Origin of the sequence: Enterobacter sp. SA187 (assembly GCF_001888805.2) — a bacterium.
In the GTDB taxonomy this organism is placed as follows: Bacteria; Pseudomonadota; Gammaproteobacteria; order Enterobacterales; family Enterobacteriaceae; genus Enterobacter_D.
Genome location: NZ_CP019113.1, coordinates 1,635,932 through 1,655,225 on the forward strand (window position 1 = coordinate 1,635,932; position 19,294 = coordinate 1,655,225).

Annotated in this window: 18 protein-coding genes; 7 read left to right on the forward strand and 11 right to left on the reverse strand. The window is 57.5% G+C overall.

Annotated features, from left to right (window positions below; all coding sequences use genetic code 11):
- The first annotated feature begins 34 nt into the window (after nucleotides 1-34).
- Nucleotides 35-970: a DMT family transporter gene (locus BMF08_RS07855; protein ID WP_072570306.1), complete on the forward strand. Its 936-nt coding sequence runs from the start codon at nucleotides 35-37 to the stop codon at nucleotides 968-970.
- A gap of 29 nt (nucleotides 971-999) precedes the next feature.
- Here BMF08_RS07855 and BMF08_RS07860 read toward each other — a convergent pair whose 3' ends face one another.
- Nucleotides 1,000-1,647, reverse strand: a complete 648-nt coding sequence (locus BMF08_RS07860) for a LysM-like peptidoglycan-binding domain-containing protein (RefSeq protein WP_072570307.1) — start codon at nucleotides 1,645-1,647, stop codon at nucleotides 1,000-1,002.
- 232 nt (nucleotides 1,648-1,879) lie between these two features.
- Here BMF08_RS07860 and fklB point away from each other — a divergent pair, with 232 nt between their 5' ends.
- On the forward strand, nucleotides 1,880-2,500 hold the full coding sequence (gene fklB, locus BMF08_RS07865; protein WP_199775950.1) for an FKBP-type peptidyl-prolyl cis-trans isomerase: 621 nt from the start codon (nucleotides 1,880-1,882) through the stop codon (nucleotides 2,498-2,500).
- Nucleotides 2,501-2,817: 317 nt separating this feature from the next.
- Complete coding sequence (cycA, locus tag BMF08_RS07870; RefSeq protein ID WP_072570309.1) at nucleotides 2,818-4,230, forward strand: D-serine/D-alanine/glycine transporter; 1,413 nt, start codon at nucleotides 2,818-2,820, stop codon at nucleotides 4,228-4,230.
- A gap of 95 nt (nucleotides 4,231-4,325) precedes the next feature.
- On the opposite strand, the gene ytfE is transcribed toward cycA, so the two are convergent.
- Nucleotides 4,326-4,988 carry an iron-sulfur cluster repair protein YtfE gene (ytfE, locus tag BMF08_RS07875; RefSeq protein WP_072570310.1) on the reverse strand — a complete coding sequence of 221 codons (663 nt, stop codon included), beginning with the start codon at nucleotides 4,986-4,988 and terminating at the stop codon, nucleotides 4,326-4,328.
- Between the two features lie 260 nt (nucleotides 4,989-5,248).
- On the opposite strand from ytfE, the gene BMF08_RS07880 reads away from it, so the two are divergent.
- Nucleotides 5,249-6,898 carry a methyl-accepting chemotaxis protein gene (locus BMF08_RS07880; protein ID WP_072570311.1) on the forward strand — a complete coding sequence of 550 codons (1,650 nt, stop codon included), beginning with the start codon at nucleotides 5,249-5,251 and terminating at the stop codon, nucleotides 6,896-6,898.
- Between the two features lie 138 nt (nucleotides 6,899-7,036).
- Here the strand turns inward: BMF08_RS07880 and BMF08_RS07885 are convergent, their stop codons facing one another.
- The 3 genes from BMF08_RS07885 to BMF08_RS07895 form a co-directional block, all read right to left on the reverse strand.
- Complete coding sequence (locus BMF08_RS07885; RefSeq protein WP_072570312.1) at nucleotides 7,037-7,981, reverse strand: DMT family transporter; 945 nt, start codon at nucleotides 7,979-7,981, stop codon at nucleotides 7,037-7,039.
- A 75-nt stretch (nucleotides 7,982-8,056) separates the two neighbouring features.
- Entirely contained in the window at nucleotides 8,057-8,881 is an 825-nt protein-coding gene (locus BMF08_RS07890) for an AraC family transcriptional regulator (protein ID WP_072570806.1), read from the reverse strand.
- Between the two features lie 81 nt (nucleotides 8,882-8,962).
- Nucleotides 8,963-9,811 carry an SDR family oxidoreductase gene (locus tag BMF08_RS07895; RefSeq protein ID WP_072570313.1) on the reverse strand — a complete coding sequence of 283 codons (849 nt, stop codon included), beginning with the start codon at nucleotides 9,809-9,811 and terminating at the stop codon, nucleotides 8,963-8,965.
- A gap of 83 nt (nucleotides 9,812-9,894) precedes the next feature.
- Here BMF08_RS07895 and BMF08_RS07900 point away from each other — a divergent pair, with 83 nt between their 5' ends.
- On the forward strand, nucleotides 9,895-10,287 hold the full coding sequence (locus BMF08_RS07900) for a winged helix-turn-helix transcriptional regulator (RefSeq protein WP_072570314.1): 393 nt from the start codon (nucleotides 9,895-9,897) through the stop codon (nucleotides 10,285-10,287).
- A 127-nt stretch (nucleotides 10,288-10,414) separates the two neighbouring features.
- Here BMF08_RS07900 and BMF08_RS07905 read toward each other — a convergent pair whose 3' ends face one another.
- The gene (locus BMF08_RS07905) at nucleotides 10,415-12,361 is read right to left on the reverse strand and encodes a bifunctional 2',3'-cyclic-nucleotide 2'-phosphodiesterase/3'-nucleotidase (protein WP_072570315.1); all 1,947 of its coding nucleotides are present in this window, start codon (nucleotides 12,359-12,361) and stop codon (nucleotides 10,415-10,417) included.
- A 190-nt stretch (nucleotides 12,362-12,551) separates the two neighbouring features.
- On the opposite strand from BMF08_RS07905, the gene cysQ reads away from it, so the two are divergent.
- On the forward strand, nucleotides 12,552-13,292 hold the full coding sequence (gene cysQ / locus BMF08_RS07910; RefSeq protein ID WP_072570316.1) for a 3'(2'),5'-bisphosphate nucleotidase CysQ: 741 nt from the start codon (nucleotides 12,552-12,554) through the stop codon (nucleotides 13,290-13,292).
- Here the strand turns inward: cysQ and BMF08_RS07915 are convergent.
- Nucleotides 13,282-13,839 carry a YtfJ family protein gene (locus tag BMF08_RS07915; protein ID WP_072570317.1) on the reverse strand — a complete coding sequence of 186 codons (558 nt, stop codon included), beginning with the start codon at nucleotides 13,837-13,839 and terminating at the stop codon, nucleotides 13,282-13,284. The two genes, cysQ and BMF08_RS07915, sit on opposite strands and share 11 nt — an antisense overlap.
- Before the next feature lie 334 nt (nucleotides 13,840-14,173).
- On the opposite strand from BMF08_RS07915, the gene BMF08_RS07920 reads away from it, so the two are divergent.
- Nucleotides 14,174-14,380 (forward strand): DUF1107 domain-containing protein, encoded by a 207-nt coding sequence (locus BMF08_RS07920; protein ID WP_072570318.1) that lies wholly within the window; start codon nucleotides 14,174-14,176, stop codon nucleotides 14,378-14,380.
- An 83-nt stretch (nucleotides 14,381-14,463) separates the two neighbouring features.
- Here BMF08_RS07920 and BMF08_RS07925 read toward each other — a convergent pair whose 3' ends face one another.
- From BMF08_RS07925 to BMF08_RS07940, 4 genes are all read right to left on the reverse strand, one after another.
- Nucleotides 14,464-15,801, reverse strand: coding sequence for a hemolysin family protein (locus tag BMF08_RS07925; protein ID WP_072570319.1), 1,338 nt, complete (start codon nucleotides 15,799-15,801; stop codon nucleotides 14,464-14,466).
- A gap of 168 nt (nucleotides 15,802-15,969) precedes the next feature.
- Nucleotides 15,970-16,992 (reverse strand): Gfo/Idh/MocA family protein, encoded by a 1,023-nt coding sequence (locus tag BMF08_RS07930; protein WP_072570320.1) that lies wholly within the window; start codon nucleotides 16,990-16,992, stop codon nucleotides 15,970-15,972.
- Entirely contained in the window at nucleotides 16,993-18,069 is a 1,077-nt protein-coding gene (locus tag BMF08_RS07935; RefSeq protein WP_072570321.1) for a Gfo/Idh/MocA family protein, read from the reverse strand.
- Nucleotides 18,070-18,087: 18 nt separating this feature from the next.
- A complete protein-coding gene (locus BMF08_RS07940) occupies nucleotides 18,088-19,242 on the reverse strand; it encodes a Gfo/Idh/MocA family protein (RefSeq protein ID WP_072570322.1) in 1,155 nt (384 codons plus the stop codon).
- Nucleotides 19,243-19,294: the final 52 nt, after the last annotated feature.

Below are 19,294 nucleotides of genomic sequence, written 5' to 3' on the forward strand. Positions count from 1 at the left end.
AAAATAAAACATTATTTTATTTTTTGGTGAAGGAATGGACACAAGCCACCAGCCGCCTCTGTTTGCCCGCAAAAACGTCGTCTATATGGGCGCAGCGTTCTGCTGCCTGCTCTGGGGCAGCGCCTATCCGGCGATCAAAAGCGGCTACGAGATTTTTCAGATCGCCACCGACGATATCCCGTCAAAAATTGTCTTTGCCGGTTATCGCTTCCTGTTTGCCGGGCTGTTACTGCTGCTGTTCGCCATGATGCAGCGTAAACCCATCGCCCGTCTGAGCGGTCGCCAGTATGGGCAGCTCGCCGTGCTTGGCCTGACGCAAACGTCATTGCAGTACATCTTCTTTTATATTGGGCTTGCGTTCACCACCGGCGTTAAAGGCTCGATCATGAACGCCACCGGCACTTTCTTCAGCGTGCTACTGGCGCATTTCATCTACCAGAACGACAAACTGAGCTACAACAAAACGCTCGGCTGCGTGCTGGGCTTTGCCGGGGTGATGGTGGTTAACTTCAACAGCGGCATGGATTTCAGCTTCACGCTGATGGGCGACGGCTCGGTGGTGCTGGCGGCGTTTATTCTCTCGGCCGCCACGCTGTACGGCAAGCGCATTTCGCAAACGGTGGATCCGACGGTGATGACCGGCTATCAGCTGGGGATGGGCGGTCTGGCGCTGGTGGTGGGGGGCTATCTCACGGGCGGCTCGCTCACCCTGCACGGCTTCGCCTCGGTGGCCATTCTGGGCTATCTGACGCTGCTCTCTTCCGTCGCCTTTGCGCTGTGGAGTATTCTGCTGAAATATAACCGCGTGGGCATGATCGCGCCCTTTAACTTCCTGATACCGGTGTCGGGCGCGGTGTTGTCGGCGATTTTCCTCGGCGAAAACATCCTGGAATGGAAATATGCGCTGGCGCTGGTGCTGGTGTGCTCCGGCATCTGGTGGGTGAATAAAGTAAAAAAGGGGAACGCCTGACGTTCCCTCTCTGTTCAACACATTAATAATTAACGCGCGCGGATAAAGCTGCCGTCCGTCTGGCGGGTAAACAGCACCTGCTGATCGCCGCTGGCTTCGATGGTCAGCCCTGTGACCACGCCGTTGGCGTTCTGGCGGATTTTCACAATCTGCCCCGTTTGCAGGTTGCTGAGCGGCTTACCATTGCCTTCAACCTGCGCCATCGCATAGACATCCGTCGGCGGCAGATTATGGTCGCGGAACAGCTGCGCCAGCGTTTTACCCGGTTCGACGCGATAGGTGCGCCACTGCTGCTCAATGCCGGTCGGCTCCTGCAACGGCGCGCTGTTCTGCGTGGTCGGCGGCTGTTCCTGTTCTTGCTCCTGGATCGGCTCTGGCGCAATAGGCGCCACCTGGCCGTCGTTTTGCGGCGACGAGACCAGCGGCGGCTGTTCGGGCTGCGCAGTCTGTTGCGACTGAGGCTGTGACTGCGACTGGAGATCAAGTTGCGCATCGCGGGTGGAGGACGACACGTCGCTGTCGTCGGTACCCGGCAGCAGGAACCCGATAACGATCAGCGCAGCGGCGAAAATAATGCCACGGCGATGGCCCGGCGGCAGCGGATCCATGATGCGCACGTTGTCCGGCGCGTGCCAGATCCTCGCCAGGGTTGGTTTTAGTTCAAATCGCCCGGGCATGGCTTTCCTCCTGCTCCGCGTCGTTAGTATCCTGTGTCACTGAGTATAGTTTGCTAACTGCCTGATGAGCGTAGTAAAGCACGCTTTCGTGACCTCAGTTCGGGAAAAATCTTACCGCCACCATTGTTTCTTTTTCCCTGCGATTTGTCATCAATCCCCGCGACAAAGTTTTACCCGTCGCAGCCTGACTGTTATGCTGCCCGCTACTTTAAATGCGATGAAAGGAAAACCCATGACAACCCCGACTTTTGACACTATCGAAGCGCAGGCAAGCTACGGCATTGGCCTGCAGGTAGGGCAGCAACTGAGCGAGTCTGGCCTGCAGGGGCTGTTACCGGAAGCGCTGGTAGCGGGCATAGCTGACGCGCTGGCAGGCAAACAGCCGGCGGTACCGGTCGATGTCGTTCACCGTGCCCTGCGTGAAATCCATGAACGCGCTGACGCAGTCCGTCGCGAGCGCTTTGAAGCGATGGCGTCTGAAGGCGTGAAATACCTGGACGAAAATCGTGAGAAAGACGGCGTGAACAGCACCGAATCCGGTCTGCAGTTCCGTGTACTGACTCAGGGCGAAGGTCCGATCCCGGCACGTACTGACCGCGTGCGCGTGCACTACACCGGTAAACTGATCGACGGCACCGTGTTCGACAGCTCTGTCGCCCGTGGCGAACCGGCTGAATTCCCGGTTAACGGCGTGATCCCAGGCTGGATCGAAGCGCTGACCCTGATGCCGGTTGGCTCGAAGTGGGAACTGACCATTCCGCAGAACCTGGCGTATGGCGAGCGTGGCGCAGGCGCGTCTATTCCTCCGTTCAGCACCCTGGTCTTTGAAGTGGAATTACTGGAAATCCTGTAATTTCCCGCAAAGTAGCCCTCTCCCGTAACCGGGAGAGGGTATTTTCTCTCCGCACATATGCCGTTCTTTAGCTCAGAGTCGATATTTAATGTTGCAAATGCATTTGTTGCGTGTATTTTTGTGACCTGATTCGCACAGACGAAGTGATATAACACTCAGTTTAAACATAAATTTAACATCTCATTCAAAACACAGTATTCATCCCTCCGATTCTTACCTACTATCGATGAGTCAAAAAACCAAGGCATTGTCACGCACGTGACACTATGAAAGGCCAGAAGAGCCTCAACAACGCAGACAGGTACAGGAATAAATACATGGTAGATCAAACGAAGGTCGCCGCTGACCAGCAGGCTCCGGCGGAGCAATCGCTACGGCGCAATCTCACCAACCGTCACATCCAGCTTATCGCCATCGGCGGCGCTATCGGCACCGGCCTGTTTATGGGCTCAGGTAAAACCATCAGTCTGGCCGGCCCGTCGATCATATTTGTCTATATGATCATCGGCTTTATGCTGTTTTTCGTGATGCGCGCGATGGGCGAACTGCTGCTGTCAAATCTGGAATATAAGTCGTTCAGCGATTTCGCCGCCGATTTGCTGGGGCCGTGGGCGGGTTACTTTACCGGCTGGACCTACTGGTTTTGCTGGGTGGTTACCGGCATGGCCGACGTGGTGGCGATCACCTCTTATGCACAGTTCTGGTTCCCCAACTTATCGGACTGGGTGGCTTCGCTGGCGGTGATCCTGCTGTTGCTGAGCCTCAACCTCGCGACGGTGAAGATGTTCGGCGAAATGGAATTCTGGTTCGCGATGATCAAGATTGTCGCCATTGTCGGCCTGGTCGTGGTGGGTCTGGTGATGGTGCTGACCGAATTCACCTCACCGAGTGGCGTACAGGCCTCTTTCGCGCATCTGTGGAATGACGGCGGCTGGTTCCCGAAAGGCATCAGCGGTTTCTTTGCCGGTTTCCAGATCGCGGTGTTTGCCTTTGTAGGGATTGAACTGGTCGGTACGACGGCCGCAGAAACGAAGGATCCGGAAAAATCCCTGCCGCGCGCCATTAACTCCATTCCGATCCGTATCATCATGTTCTACGTGTTCGCGCTGATTATTATTATGTCGGTGACGCCGTGGAGCTCGGTAGTGGCGGAAAAGAGCCCGTTCGTTGAGCTGTTCGTGCTGGTCGGCTTACCGGCGGCAGCAAGCATTATCAACTTTGTGGTGCTGACTTCGGCCGCCTCGTCGGCAAACAGCGGCGTGTTCTCCACCAGCCGTATGTTGTTCGGCCTGGCGCAGGACGGGGCCGCGCCGAAAAGCTTCGGTAAGTTGTCAAAACGCGCGGTACCGGCAACGGGCCTGACCTTCTCTTGCATCTGCCTGCTGGGCGGTGTGGTGATGCTGTATGTTAATCCGAGCGTGATCTCTGCCTTCACTATGATCACCACGGTGTCGGCGATCCTGTTCATGTTTGTGTGGACCATTATTCTTTGCTCGTATCTGGTCTACCGCAAACAGCGTCCGCACCTGCATGAGAAGTCGATTTATAAGATGCCGCTCGGCAAGCTGATGTGCTGGGTATGTATGGCGTTTTTCGTCTTCGTGCTGGTTCTGCTGACGCTGGAAGAAGATACCCGTCAGGCGCTGATCGTCACGCCGCTGTGGTTTATCGTGCTGGGTGTGTTCTGGTTCTTAGTGGGTAAAAAGCGTATGGCACGTATGCGCCGCTAGTCACCTGTAATGCCGGATGGCGCTGCGCTTATCCGGCCTGGACAATAATCCCGTTCACGTAGGCCCGGTAAGCGTAGCGCCACCGGGCAACGTCGTTACTCCCCGCTTAACGCCCGCGGAAACAGCACATTATTTTCCAGGCTGATGTGCTCCATCAGATCGTCAATCAGTTCATTAATGCCGTTATACATCGCTTTCCAGGTGGTGCAGGCTTCCGGCGGCGGCGTCACGTTATTGGTGGTGTGTTTGATCACCTCCAGCAGTTCCCCCGCTTCATCATGTTCGCTCTCCATGACGTTAATCGGCCCAGCGGCGTGGCTGCCCATGCCCTGTTTGATCATCGGGAAGAGGATCTGCTCCTCTTTCATCATATGACTGGAAAGCTCCTGATGCAGCATGGTCAGGTATTTGGTCAGGCCGCGCGGCACGTTGGGTTTATCGGCATGGACGCGCTCGACTTTGGTGGCCTGCAGGATCAGCTCCGGCAACTGTTCGCGGTGGCGATCGTGGTAGCGCACAATGATGTGGTCGATGATGTGAGGAAGCGGCTCCACGCGCCAGTCTTTCTCCACCGGCTGTTCGGCCAGTTTCGCCAGCTGCGCTTCAATCACCGCCACATCCAGCTCCTTACGAGCCGCGGCACGTGCCAGCGTCTGCTTACCCCCACAGCAGTAGTCCATATCGTATTGACGGAACAGGGCAGAAGCGCGGGGAATGGACAGCGCCAGCTCACCTAAAGGTTGATCGCGAAAGGCCATAACAGTTACCTCGTTAGTCAGAATATAAGATGCATTTTAAATGCATCTTTAAGCCGAGGCTATACCCCTTATGAGTGACGGGATTAATTTGCCCATTTTTGTGCGCTGTGTCACAAAAAATTCCTGCTTATAACGTATTGAAACTACTTGTTAAAGTGAAGATTTGGTATCGAGTGTGCAATATCTTCGTTAAACATGCGTTAAAACCTGCCGATATAGACCCGTCACATAAAAATCCTGCATCCGATAAAAGGTTCCCGATGTTTAAACGTGTAAAAGTAATAACCCTGTTAATAATGGTGCTTTTCGTGCTCGGCGCGATGCAACTGATTGCTGCGGGTGTGTTTATCAATGCGCTCAACAATGACAAACAGAATTTTAATGTTTCCCAGGTCTCCAGCCAGAACGTGGCGGAATTTACCGATGCCTGGATCAGCCTGAACCAGGCCCGCGTGACGCTTAACCGCGGGATGTTACGTCTGCAAAGCAGCACCGCCAGCCAGATCAACGGCGGCGAGCTGGGTGAGCTGGTGAAAACCGCGAAAAACCTGCTGGCCGATGCGCAGAAGCATTATGAAATCTACGACGCGCTGCCGGAAACGCCGGGTATGGATCCTCGTCTGCCGCCCGAGCTGGAAAAGCAGTACGGCATCTATTCCACCACCCTGACCGAAATGAACCGCCTGCTGGCGGCGGGCGATCTGGAAGCCATGTTCAGGCAGGGCGCGGAAAGCAAACAGGTCGCCATGCAGAGCGTCTACCGCGAATGGCGTGCTGCGCAGGCTGAGCTGGCCAACAAGGGCGTCATCGATAACGAAAATGATTATGTGCGCATCATGTGGATCCTCAGCGCCATTATGTTGCTGGTGGTGGCGGTGATCGTCGCCAGCTGGATCGCCATGCAGCGCGTGCTGCTGAAGCCGTTACATGAAGTAATGGCTCACATCCGCCACATCGCGGCGGGCGATCTGACCCATGAAATCGATGCGGAAGGCAAAAACGAAATGGCGCTGCTGGCGTCAAACGTACGTGAAATGCAGCAGGCGCTGGCGACCACCGTCAGCGTGGTGCGCGATGGCGCGGACACTATCTTTACCGGCGCAGGTGAGATCTCCGCAGGCAGCAACGATCTCTCCTCCCGTACCGAGCAGCAGGCCGCTTCGCTGGAAGAAACCGCTGCCAGTATGGAACAGCTGACCGCTACCGTGAAGCAGAACGCCGATAACGCCCGTCAGGCGACGCAGCTGGCGAAAACCGCCTCGGAAACCGCGCAGAAAGGCGGCGCAGTGGTCGACGGTGTGGTGCGTACCATGGATGAAATCGCCAACAGCTCCAGCAAAATCGCGCAGATCACCAATGTGATCGACGGCATTGCTTTCCAGACCAATATTCTGGCGCTGAACGCCGCGGTGGAAGCCGCCCGTGCCGGTGAGCAGGGTCGTGGCTTTGCGGTGGTAGCCGGTGAAGTTCGCACCCTGGCAAGCCGCAGCGCGCAGGCTGCCAAAGAGATCAAAGCGCTGATCGACGATTCCGGCAGCCGAGTGGATGCAGGTTCGGCACTGGTGCATGAAGCCGGTGAAACCATGGCGGAAATCGTCAGCGCCGTAACGCGTGTGACCGATATCATGGGCGAAATCGCCTCGGCGTCCGACGAACAGAGCCGTGGTATCGACCAGGTGGGTCAGGCGGTGGCGGAGATGGATCGCGTGACGCAGCAGAACGCCTCGCTGGTGGAAGAATCCGCGGCGGCGGCAGCGGCGCTGGAAGAGCAGGCCTCCCTGCTTAACGATACCGTGGCGGTGTTCAAAGTGAAACGTCGCGCCCCGGCTGCCGTAGCAAACGCGCGTCCGGCGGCGGTGAAAATGAAGCCGGTTGCCGCGACTACAGACGCGAACTGGGAAACCTTCTAAGCCTGATGCCCGGCGGCGCAGGCTTGCCGGGCCTGGATGGTGGAACTCCTGCCCGGCGGCGCATGCTTGCCGGGCCTACATGTCCTACATGTTCATCATCATGTAGGCCGGGTCAGGCGTAGCCGCCACCCGGCACTATCATCCGTTCACCACTCGTTTTACCCGTACCGCGATCACCACCCCCAGCACCAGCAGCGCAATCCCCGACACCGTCAACAGCGGCGGCACGCTCTGGCGCAGCAAAAAGGTATACAGCAAGCCCGCCAGCGTTTCGAAGACGATCAACGGTCCAAGGATCACCGTCGGCAATTTCTGGCTGGCCAGGTTCCAGCACAGCGCCCCCACCCATGAACACAAAATGGCAATGGCGGTCATCAGGCCAATAAATACCAGCGGGCGTGGACCAAACGGCAGCGCAAATCCCGGCTGATCCGCCTGTAACCACACACAGGCCGCAATATAGCCCACCAGCGACACCGGTAGCGTCACCAGGCCCTGCGCCGTTGCCCACATCATCGGATGACGCGTGGGATTTTCCCGCAGCCAGCGGGCGTTACGCAGTGCATACCACGCCCAGCACGCCACCGACACCAGCGCCAGCGCGATCCCCGAACCATAGCGCCACCCGCTGAAATTCGGCAGCCCGTGCCGCAGTTCGGCGATATTCACACACACCAGCCCTGCGGCGATGCACAGCAGCGCGGGCGCAAGGCGCAGCCACGGCAGCTTGCCGTCACGCTTGCTGTAGAGCAGATTCGCCAGCACCGGCAGCACCACCGGCAGCGTGCCGATGATCATCGTTGAGACGGGCGCGCCGGTACGCTGAATAGCGCTGGCGAGACAAACGTAATAAACCAGGTTGCCCGACAGGGTCAGCGCCAGGGCGATCAACCAGTCATGACGGCTTAACTGACGCAGACGTACGCGCCCCAGCCAGGCCAGCGGCACGGCGATAAGCCCGAGCGCCAGATAACGTCCGGTCGACTGCAAAATCGCCGGATAATCCGGCACCAGCAGCGGCCCGACAAAAATCAGTCCCCACATTAACCCTGCGGCCAGGGCGTACAGCACACCACTAATCATCCTGCCATCCATATTATTCATGTTGATCGGCAGTGTAGGGCAGGGCAGAGAAAGAATATTGTATGAGGTTGCGCATCAGCGGCGGGCGACCTGCTTCTGGTAGCGTACCGGCGTGATGCCATAACGGCGGGTAAAGGCGCGGGTCAGGTGCGACTGATCGGTCAGCCCGGTCAGGGCGGCGACATCGGCGGCGGGCAGGCCGTGGGTAAGGAAATTCTTTGCCCGCCACAGGCGGATCGCCATCAGCATCTGGTGCGGGGTGACGTGATAATGGGCTTTAAACTGACGCTGGAAATGGTACGGGCTGAGGGACGCCACGCGCGCCAGTTCGTCGAGGGTCAGCGGCTGCATATAGTTATCATGCAGGTACTCCCGTACGCGCTCAAAACGGTGCGCCCCTTCGGCACTGACCGGCGCATGACGGGCCAGCGGCTGAAAAGCGTCGATCAAATCGAGCAGATAACCCTGCTGCGCCAGCGTGTCGTCGCTATGCCACAGGGCATGGATCAGGGCGCAAATCTGCCGCGAACGCAGCGGATCGTGACGGGAGGCGTCAGCAAACCACCAGTGGCGGATGCCGGTGACCTGCTCCAGCAAGTCAGGCTCCAGATAAATCATGCGATAGCGCCAGCCGTCAGCGGTTTCCGCTTCGCCGGTGTGCAGTTCATCAGGATTCATGGTGACGACGGAGTTCACCGGGGCGACGTGCTGCGCGCCGCGATAGCGAAAACGCTCGGCACCGGCTTCTATGGCGCCAATACCGAAGGCTTCGTGGGTGTGCGGCTCAAAGGCGTAGCGGGAGATATGCGCCTGATACAGCTCGACGCCCGGCAACTGCGGCAGGTGCCGAAAACGGGCGCGGTCTTTCTCATCGCTGAACTGTTCCGGTACGCCTTGCACATTCACTCTCCGCCTGGGTCATGCCTTCATTATTAAGGATGACCCGGCGGCATGCTACAAAAATTAACCAGTTTGTAACAGTTACAGGATGGCTTTAATGCTGTCGGCAAGCGGCGTGGTCGGGCGACCAATCAGTTTGCTGAGCGTATGGCTGTCATCAAACAGACCGCCTTTTGACGCGCCGGTGTCGGAGTCCGCCAGCAGGCTGGCGAAGGCGTCCGGCAGGCCGACACCGCGCAGGGCGGCGGCAAAATCAGCCTCGCTGAGGTTCTGATAAACGACGTTTTTACCGCTCTGCGCAGACAGTTCCGCCGCCAGTTCGCTGAGCGTCCAGGCCTGATCGCCCGCCAGCTCATACACCTTACCGGCATGGCCGTCTTCACTGACCACTTTTGCGGCGGCAGCGGCGTAGTCTTCCCGGGTGGCCGAGGCGATTTTGCCGTCGCCCGCCGCGCCGATAAACACGCCATGCTCCAGCGCAGGCGGGGCGCTGGCGAGGTAGTTTTCACTGTACCAGCCGTTACGCAGCAGGGCGTAAGGAATGCCGGAGGCGGCGAGCAGTTTCTCCGTTTCGATATGTTCTGCGGCGAGGCCGAGCGGTGAGGTATCGGCATGCAGCAGGCTGGTATAGGCGATAAAACCGACGCCTGCGGCTTTGGCTGCGTTGATCACATTGCGATGCTGGGCAGTGCGCTGGCCCACTTCGCTGGAGGAGATGAGCAGCAGTTTCTCAACGCCTTCAAGCGCGCGGGTTAATGCCGCTTCGTCGCCGTAATCCGCCTGACGCACCACGACGCCCTGTTGCGCCAGCGCGTCGGCTTTCGCGGGGTTACGCACAATGGCGACGATCTGGCTGGCGGGAACGGTTTTTTGCAGGGCGGCGACAGCTAACTGACCAAGCTGGCCGGTGGCTCCGGTAATGGCAATCATGGAAAACTCCTTCGTCTCTGGGTTGTGTTATGAGACACTATCACCCTGACTCACTTTTAGTAAGTACGTACAAAAAGGTTAGTATGAAGAAAATTGAACGTCCTGCCACGCTCAGCGAGCAGCTGCGCGACGGCAATTTATTCGCCGAGCAGTGTCCATCCCGGGATGTGCTTAAACATGTCACCAGTCGCTGGGGAGTGTTGATCCTGGTGGCGCTGCGCGACGGCACGCACCGTTTCAGCGAACTACGCCGCAAGATGGGGGGCGTCAGCGAGAAAATGCTGTCGCAAAGCCTGCAATGGCTGGAGCAGGACGGCTTTATCAATCGGGTGTCCTATCCGGTGGTGCCGCCCCATGTGGAGTACAGCCTGACGCCGCTGGGCGAGCAGGTGAGCGAGAAAGTGGCCGATCTGGCGGACTGGATCGAGCTGAATCTGCCGCAGGTGCTGGCGCTTCGCGACGAGCGTGCTGCGTAAAGTGCCGGGTGGCGGTGCGATATATGCCGGGTGTCGGCTGCGCCTAACCCGGCCTGGGGGACGGTGAACATGTAGGCCCGGCAAGCCTGCGCCGCCGGGCGTTGTGTCGGTTGATGTGCGGCGTGGCTTATTTTCCGCCTAAATCCAGCTGATAAATTGCGAAACCGATGTCGTCGGTGCCGGTATTTTTCATCGGATACTGCGCTTTCTCTTTGATAAAGGCCGCCGCTTTTTCCGACGGCGAGGTCTCAAAGCGAATATCGAGCGGCGTTTTACTGTGGATAGGGGCCAGACGCCAGTTATTATCCGCCGCCGGGTGGATCTCACCCGCGCGCGCCGACTCGTCGCCGATCCACTTCGCCAGCACGGCGCGGTTTTCATCCGGCGACGCGAACGCGATATGGCTGTCGCCGGTACCGGCAAATTTGCCGCCGTAAGCGCGGTAGTTATTGGTGGCGACGAGGAAAGTGGCCGCCGGATCGACAGCTTTGCCGTTGAAGGTCAGATCCTTAATACGCTCCGCTTTCGGGTTCACGCTCTGGCATTCACCGTCGTAACGCGCGGGCTGCGTGATATCGATCTGATACTTCACGCCGTCGATGACATCGAAGTTATAGGTGCGGAAACCGTCCCAGTTGATCAGCGACTGCGGTTTGCTGCTGTTCACATCGATCTGATTAAACTGCCCGGCGGAGCACTCCAGCCACTCTTTCAGTTCGCTACCGCTGACTTTCACCACCACCAGGGTGTTCGGGTACAGATAGAGATCGGCGGCGTTACGGAAGGTGAGCTGGCCTTTTTCCACCTCAACAAAGCTCGCCGGATCGTTTTTACGACCACCCACTTTGAACGGCGCGGCGGCAGACAGCACCGGCAGTTTCGCCAGATCCGGATCGCCCTGAATAAAATGCTCAACGTAGGCTTTTTGCGCGTTGTTCACCACCTGCACCGTCGGATCGTCCTGCACCAGCGCCAGATAGCTGTACATGTTATCGGCGGATTTGCCGATCGGCTTGCTGACAAACTCCCGCGTCGCGTCGTGGTCATGCTTCAGCACGTCCACCAGTTTGCTGTCTTCAGCGGCCAGCGATTTTTTCGCCACCGCGTCGTAAATCGGACGCGCTTCCGCTTTCGACTGCGTGACCTGCCATTTCCCGCTGTCATTGCTCAGCGTCAGATCCACCACGCCCAGATGATCGCCCCACATGCCCGGCATCACCGACGGCACGCCGTTTAGCTTGCCGTTCTCCACGTCCGCGCCCTTAATACCGGCGAAGTCTTTTGACGGGAAGACCGCATGAGCGTGGCCGAACAGAATGGTATCCACGCCCGGCACCTGGCTTAAGTAGTACACGGAGTTTTCCGCCATCGCCTGATACGGATCGGCAGACAGGCCGGAGTGGGCGACCACCACCACCAGATCCGCGCCTTTTTCACGCATCTCAGGCACATAACGGCGCGCGGTTTCGGTGATATCGTTGACCGTCACTTTACCGTCGAGATTGGCTTTATCCCAGGTCATGATCTGCGGCGGCACGAAGCCGATATAACCGATACGCAGCGTATGATCTTTACCGTCTTTATCCTTAACCGTGGTTTCTTTAATAAGGTAAGGGGTGAACAGCGGTTTTTTGGTCTTAACGTCGATGATATTGGCGTTAACGTACGGGAATTTCGCCCCTGCCAGCGCATTGTGCAGAAAATCGAGACCGTAGTTAAATTCGTGGTTGCCGAGGTTGCCCACCGCATAATCCAGCGTATTTAACGCCTTATAAACCGGGTGCACTTCGCCTTTTTTCAGTCCGTGGCTGGCGACATAATCGCCGAGCGGGCTGCCCTGGATCAGGTCGCCGTTATCCACCAGCACGCTGTTAGTGGCTTCACTGCGGGCGGCGTTGATCAGACTGGCGGTACGCACCAGGCCGAACTTTTCTGTCGCGCTATCTTTGTAGTAATCGAAGTCCATCATATTGCTATGCAAATCAGTGGTTTCCATAATACGGAGATCCACCGTTGCGGCCTGCACGCTGGCGGCGATCAGCGTGGCCAGGAGCGTTGCGCTAAACTTAATCATCAGAGATGTCCTTTTTAAGATCTAAGCCACAAAAGAGAATGTATTTACATTTTGTTGCTTACAGAATTGTGAATCTTGCCATAAAAGTTGCCATGGAAACCGGAATCACTATCACAGATGGCGGATCCCTTTATGATGCGATATAAGTAAAACAACGAGTTAACCCACTGAAATAAAAAAGAGGTGGACGATGTTAGATGCAATTTGTCAGCTTGCCCGCGAGGCAGGGGATGCGATTATGCAGGTGTACGACGGCCATCAGCCGATGGACGTCACCAGTAAAACCGATGACTCACCCGTAACGGCGGCAGACATTGCCGCTCATCAAATTATTGTGCAGGGGCTGGTGGCATTAACGCCGGATATTCCTGTGCTCTCGGAAGAGGATCCGCCGTCCTGGGAAATTCGTCAGCACTGGCAGCGCTACTGGCTGGTGGATCCGCTGGACGGCACCAAAGAATTTATCAAACGCAACGGCGAGTTCACGGTGAACATTGCGCTGATCGAAAACGGCAAGCCGGTGCTCGGCGTGGTCTACGCGCCGGTGCTTAACGTGATGTACAGCGCCGCCGACGGCAAAGCCTGGAAAGAAGAGAGCGGCATCCGCAAGCCAATTCAGGTGCGCGATGCCCGTCCGCCGCTGGTGGTGATCAGCCGCTCGCACAGTGATGATGAGCTGAAAGAGTACCTGCAACAGCTGGGCGAGCACCAGACTACTTCCATTGGCTCGTCGTTGAAATTCTGCCTGGTGGCAGAAGGGCAGGCGCAGCTTTATCCGCGCTTTGGGCCGACCAACGTCTGGGATACGGCGGCGGGCCATGCGGTTGCCGCCGCCGCCGGGGCGCACGTTCACGACTGGCAGGGTAAACCCCTCGACTATACGCCGCGTGAATCCTTCCTCAACCCCGGCTTCCGGGTTTCTATTTACTGAGTAACTGGCGCAGCAGGGCGACTACCTGCTGCGCTTCTTCTGGCGTCAGCGCGCCATCTTTCGCCCACTGGACCCGTCCGTCTTTATCCAGCACCGCCACCGCAGAGCTTTCTTCATCCAGTTGCCAGGCTTTACGCGCCACCCCGTCGCTGTCGACGATAAACTGTGACCAGGGATAGAGCTTTTTATTGCTCTCAATGCTGCTGCGCACAAACATCGCCGAACCGGGAATGGCATCATCGGTATTAATGATGGTGGTGGTCTGGTAACGGTCGTGGGGCAAATTCGCTGATTTGATCGCTTCGATCAGCGCGGCATTTTTCTCTTTTGCTGACGAACGACCGGCAATATGTTGCACCACCCGCACTTTTCCAGGCAGCTGCGCGCTGTTCCATTTTTTGTAGCTAAACTCATTATTACTGAGGATCAGCTCCCCTCTGTCGGCGATGCCGACCGGCGGAACGCGCTGATTGTTCTCAAAGCGATGGGCAGAGGCCATCAATGGCAGGAGCAGGCAGGTGGCTGCCAGCAGGGTGCGTAGGGTCATGAGGTTTCCTTCTGTATTATTGTTTGCAGGTGATCCGACCACTTGGTCTTAACATTTTTAATCATAAGTGCGATCAAGGGTGTTTTCCCGCAATCCCGGTGCCACTTTGCGGCGTAACGCACACATCTGTAAAAAAACGACGACTTATACTGCCTCTGATTAAGCATGGAAAAGAATATTCTGATTAATTGTCATGAAACGGTAAATAACCTGCTGCAAACTGGGTAACAGGTGGTTTGTGATCTATAGTCATTGGGCAACAAAATTTGCGTTCATAACAGTCGGTCCGATTGTGGTACCGCAAGGGCGTAGACTCAGCAGAAGAGAGACAACAATGAAAATTTTCCAACGTTACAACCCGCTTCAGGTAGCAAAATACGTAAAAATCCTGTTTCGTGGACGGTTGTACATCAAGGACGTCGGGGCTTTCGAGTTTGATAAGGGTAAGATCCTGCTGCCGAAAGTAAAAGACAAACAGCATTACTCCGTAATGTCTGAAGTTAACCGCCAGGTACTGCGTTTGCAGTCTGATTTGGCGTAATCGATGTGCTATGCAGTCGTTTAAATAACGAAAATGCAAACGGCCCCTGAAGGGGCCGTTGATGTTTCTGGCTCAGGTAAAAGTTACGCCGCGCCTTTCTCACTGCCATCCGGCATTTTCGGCACCAGCACCGTTGGCTTGCTGTCGATACGCGTCACCAGCAGCTGATCGATGCGGAAGTTATCAATATCCACCACTTCGAACTTAAAGCCGTTGAATTTCACCGAGTCGGTGCGTTTCGGGATTTTACGCAGCATGAACATCATAAAACCGCCGATGGTTTCATAGTTGCCGGACTGCGGGAACTCGTCGATATCCAGTACGCGCATCACGTCGTCAATCGGCGTACCGCCGTCAATCAGCCATGAGTTTTCATCGCGCGCCACGATCTGCTCTTCCTGACCCTGGCCCACCAGATCGCCCATCAGCGTGGTCATCACATCGTTCAGCGTGATAATGCCCACCACCAGCGCGTATTCATTCATGATCACCGCGAAGTCTTCACCCGCCGCTTTGAAACTTTCCAGCGCTTCCGAAAGCGTCAGCGTATCCGGCACGATCAGGGTGTTGCGGATCTGCACGCCGTTCACCAGCGTCAGGCTCTGGTTGCCAATTACACGGTTCAGCAGATCCTTGGAATCCACATAGCCGATGATATGGTCAATATCTTCATTACAGACGAGGAATTTGGAGTGCGGATGCTGCGCCACTTTATTCTTCAGGCTCTGCTCATCTTCATGCAAATCGAACCAGATGATGTTCTCGCGCGAGGTCATTGACGACGGCACGGTACGGGATTCCAGTTCAAAAACGTTCTCGATAAGCTCGTGCTCCTGCTTACGCAGTACGCCCGCCAGCGCGCCCGCTTCCACCACCGCATAAATATCGTCGGAGGTGATGTCGTCTTTGCGCACCATCGGCAGTTTGAAAATGCGGAAAATCACGTTTGCCAGGCCATTAAAGAACCACACCAGTGGGGTGAAGATAAACAGGCAGAAGCGCATCGGGTTGATGATGCGCAAAGCCACCGCTTCTGGCGCAATCATACCGATGCGTTTCGGAGTGAGATCCGCAAACAGGATGAACATACTGGTAACAAGGGTGAAGGAGATCATAAAGCTCAGCTGATCCGCCAGCTCCGGTGACATGAAGTTGATCAGCACGCTGTAGAAGGCCGGGGAGAATGCCGCATCGCCCACGATACCGCCGAGAATGGCGACCGCGTTAAGGCCGATTTGCACCACCGTAAAGAACATACCCGGCGTTTCCTGCATTTTCAGGATGCGCATGGCATTGATATTGCCCTCATCGGCCAGCAGCTTAAGTTTAATTTTACGGGACGCCGCGAGCGAAATCTCCGACAGCGAGAAAAACGCACTCACAGCGATCAGACAGAGTATTAGTAAAATACTGTTTAACATATCTTATCCAGCCATAGGCCAGATCCTCGAAAGGGGGAAGGTTGAAAATCTATGTGGTAAAGCTAAGTAAAAGCGGGCCGTGGAAGGTTGACCCGCAATTTCAGGGGGTAGTATAGCCTAAGGCAGCGTTGGGTTGCCAGAACGGGCTTGGTCAGTAATACACCGCCTTCATTGCGCCAGGCTTATCCATTGCCGGATCTGCGAGGAGCGGTAGATCGCCTCGACTATCGCCTGCGCGCAGGCGGCATCCTCAAGGGAGATATGCACAGGCCGTGTGGGATCGCGCACGGTGGCATAAAACTGCTGGATCGCCCGCCGGTGGCCATCGCCCCAGTAGTTTCTGGCTTCGCCGTCTGGCGGGGTATCCTGCGCCAGCAGCGTGCGAACATTGTCGGTAATGCGCCAGAGCTGATTTTCCTCCAGCCGTAAGCGTCCCCGTTCGCCGTCAATTTCAAGGGAAAGCGCGGCATCTGCTGAGTAGCAGGTGGTGGCATGGAACACGCCATACGCCCCGCCGCTAAATTCCAGCGTCGCCATCGCGCTGTCTTCTGTCTCGATCACCCCGCTTAATAAGGTGCTGTCGACCACGCCTTTTACCCGCGTCACGCCGCCCGCGAACCACTGCATCAGATCGAGGGTGTGAATCGCCTGATTGATCAGCAGGCTGCCGCCCTCGGTGGCAAAGCGTCCGCGCCAGCCGCCAGGCCTGTAGTAATCACCGCCGCGCGACCACGTCAGGCTGGCCTTCATGCCCCGCAGCTGGCCGATGCCGCCATCCGCCAGCTGCGCCCGGATCGCCTGGCTGGTGGGGTTATAGCGATTCTGAAAGCACAGGCCGAGCACGCCCTTAGCACCGGCAGCCGCTTCCCGGATCTGCGCCACCTCTGCCAGCGACAGGCCGACCGGCTTTTCGCTGAACACCTGCTTTCCGGCGGCAAGCGCCGCGATGATCATCTCCCGGTGCAGATGGTGCGGGGTACAGATATGCACCGCGTCGATGTTCATGTCCGTGAGCATCTCGCGATAATCCTGATAAAAACGGCAGCCGTAGCGGCGGGCCAGCGCCGCGCCTTTTTCCGCGTCGATGTCCACCAGCGCGTGCAGGCTCACCCCGGGCGTATGTTGCAGCGCCGCCACGTGGCAGCCATGGATCGCCCCCGCGCCAATGATGGCGACGTTAAGCCTGTCCATTTACGCCTCCGGCTGACGGGCGTTTGCCAGCATTTGCGCCCGCACGCACAGCTCTGCCGCTTTGAACGCGTGAGCCTGGGTCATGGCGTTTTCGGTGCGGTGCAGACAGTCGAGTATCAGCGCGCCAAAATAGGGGAAGCCAATTTTTCCGGCGACGGGATAACGGAATTCGCCCGCCTGATTCACCAGATAGACCACGTCCTGCTCGCCGCGCGACAGGTCGATGTATTTGCGGATCTCGATATAACCTTCGGTGCCGAGCAGCGTCAGGCGGCCGTCGCCCCAGGTGGACAGCCCGTCCGGCGTGAACCAGTCACAGCGGAAATAGCCGCTCGCGCCGTTCTCCCCCGCCAGCATGGCATCGCCAAAATCTTCAAAGGTGGGATACTGCGGATGGTTAACATTGCGCACCTGGCTTGCCAGGATGCGCGCGTCCTGGTTGCCGGTATAAAACAGAAACTGTTCGATCTGATGGCTGCCGATGTCGCAGAGAATACCGCCATAATAGCGGCGATCGTAGAACCAGTCCGGGCGGCCGTGGCCTTCGCGGTGCGGCCCAGTGCCGAGCGTCTGGATCACCCGACCAATCGCCCCCTGCGCCACCAGTTGTCCGGCAAAGACCGCGCTTTCCACATGCAGCCGCTCGCTGTAGTAGACCGCGTATTTGCGCCCGGTTTTCGCCACCATCGCCTTCGCGTCCGCCAGCTGTTCCAGGCTGATAAGCGGCGCTTTGTCGGTGAAATAATCTTTTCCGGCGGCCATTACCTTAAGCCCCAGCGGGCAGCGTTCCGACGGAACCGCCGCTGCCGCCACCAGCTTCACCCCGGGATCGCGCAGAATAACCTCCAGCGAGGCGGCCGCCTGCGCCTGCGGATACTGTTCGAGGAATTTTTCCACCCTGGCCGCGTCCGCATCATAAACCCATTTCAGGGTCGCGCCCGCCTCCGTCAGACCGTTGCACATACCGTAAATATGCCCGTGATCGAGCGCCACGGCGGCAAAAACAAATTCCCCGCTGCCCACTACCGGCTGCGGTTTGCCCGTCGGGGCATAATGCATTCCATCCTGTTTGTTCATCTTTGTGTCCTTTGGCAATCACCAGGTACCGGAAGCGTCCAGGGTGCGGTTTTCAACGTTTTTCTCTGCCGATTGCGCGATGCGCTCCTGTAACAGTTGCAGATAGCGCGCTTCGTCCAGCGGCAGTTCAACCCAGTCGTCCGTCCAGGTGGAGAGGTGCATGGCGTTAGAGAGCGTCAGGCCGTGGATGCCTTCGCAGCCTGGCGCGATCAGCGGCTCGCCGCGCAGAATAGCGGCGGTGAAGTTGGCGGTAATAACCTGATGATCGCTGCACGGCGCGGCGACGGGGAGGGTGACTTGCCAGCATTCCGGCTCGCCAAAACCGTGCTGCCAGCGGGCATTGAAGTCCGGTTCGGATTCGCGCAGACGCCAGAAGCGTAAAGCGCCGTCTTCCACCACAACTTTGCCGCGATCGCCTGCGATCTCCAGGCGATTAGTCCCCGGCGTTTCGGCGACGCTGGTAATAAACACGCCCGTTGCGCCGTTGGCGTATTCGGCGTAGGCGGTGACCTCATCTTCCACTTCAATCTGCCGGCGCTTGCCGAAGTGACAGAACGCCCGCAGGCGTACCGGCATGCCCACCAGCCACTGCCAGAGATCGAGCTGATGCGGATCCTGATTCAGCAGCACGCCGCCGCCTTCACCTTTCCACGTCGCCCGCCAGCCGCCGGAGTTGTAGTAACTCTGCGAGCGATACCAGTTGGTGATGATCCAGGTCGAGCGGCGAATTTCTCCCAGCTCGCCGCTGACAATCAGGTCCTTCACTTTCTGATAAAGCGGCGTCGGGCGCTGGTTGTACATGATGCCGAACACCACATCGCACTCGCGCGCGCAGGCGTTCATCTCCCGCACCTGAGCGGTGTAGACGCCCGCCGGTTTCTCGCACAGCGTATGGATACCCTGGCGCATCGCCAGCATCGACAGCCGGGGATGATCGTAGTGCGGCGTGGCGACGATCACCGCGTCGATAAGCCCGCTTTGCAGCATCGCCCGGGCGTCATCAAACAGCGGCACGGCCTCGCCCACCAGCGCGCGTATCGCCGCATGTTTCGCAGAATTATTATCGCAGACGGCGGCAAGGCAGGCGTCGCCGATTTTTCCGGCCAGCAGATAGCGGGCGTGCACCGTGCCGATATTGCCGATGCCGATAATGCCAAAACGAACCTTTTTCATTGCTCACCTTTGGGGATCAGTGGGAATAACGGGAAAATAGAGACGCGGCAAA

Coding starts and splice junctions, on each gene's coding strand:
- BMF08_RS07855 (WP_072570306.1), top strand. CDS start 35: ATGGACACAAGCCACCAGCCGCCTCTGTTTGCCCGCAAAAACGTCGTC.
- BMF08_RS07920 (WP_072570318.1), top strand. CDS start 14,174: ATGAAAATTTTCCAACGTTACAACCCGCTTCAGGTAGCAAAATACGTA.
- BMF08_RS07880 (WP_072570311.1), top strand. CDS start 5,249: ATGTTTAAACGTGTAAAAGTAATAACCCTGTTAATAATGGTGCTTTTC.
- BMF08_RS07905 (WP_072570315.1), bottom strand. CDS start 12,361: ATGATTAAGTTTAGCGCAACGCTCCTGGCCACGCTGATCGCCGCCAGC.
- BMF08_RS07915 (WP_072570317.1), bottom strand. CDS start 13,839: ATGACCCTACGCACCCTGCTGGCAGCCACCTGCCTGCTCCTGCCATTG.
- BMF08_RS07885 (WP_072570312.1), bottom strand. CDS start 7,981: ATGATTAGTGGTGTGCTGTACGCCCTGGCCGCAGGGTTAATGTGGGGA.
- cysQ (WP_072570316.1), top strand. CDS start 12,552: ATGTTAGATGCAATTTGTCAGCTTGCCCGCGAGGCAGGGGATGCGATT.
- BMF08_RS07935 (WP_072570321.1), bottom strand. CDS start 18,069: ATGAACAAACAGGATGGAATGCATTATGCCCCGACGGGCAAACCGCAG.
- BMF08_RS07930 (WP_072570320.1), bottom strand. CDS start 16,992: ATGGACAGGCTTAACGTCGCCATCATTGGCGCGGGGGCGATCCATGGC.
- BMF08_RS07895 (WP_072570313.1), bottom strand. CDS start 9,811: ATGATTGCCATTACCGGAGCCACCGGCCAGCTTGGTCAGTTAGCTGTC.
- fklB (WP_199775950.1), top strand. CDS start 1,880: ATGACAACCCCGACTTTTGACACTATCGAAGCGCAGGCAAGCTACGGC.
- BMF08_RS07940 (WP_072570322.1), bottom strand. CDS start 19,242: ATGAAAAAGGTTCGTTTTGGCATTATCGGCATCGGCAATATCGGCACG.
- BMF08_RS07860 (WP_072570307.1), bottom strand. CDS start 1,647: ATGCCCGGGCGATTTGAACTAAAACCAACCCTGGCGAGGATCTGGCAC.
- BMF08_RS07900 (WP_072570314.1), top strand. CDS start 9,895: ATGAAGAAAATTGAACGTCCTGCCACGCTCAGCGAGCAGCTGCGCGAC.
- ytfE (WP_072570310.1), bottom strand. CDS start 4,988: ATGGCCTTTCGCGATCAACCTTTAGGTGAGCTGGCGCTGTCCATTCCC.
- cycA (WP_072570309.1), top strand. CDS start 2,818: ATGGTAGATCAAACGAAGGTCGCCGCTGACCAGCAGGCTCCGGCGGAG.
- BMF08_RS07925 (WP_072570319.1), bottom strand. CDS start 15,801: ATGTTAAACAGTATTTTACTAATACTCTGTCTGATCGCTGTGAGTGCG.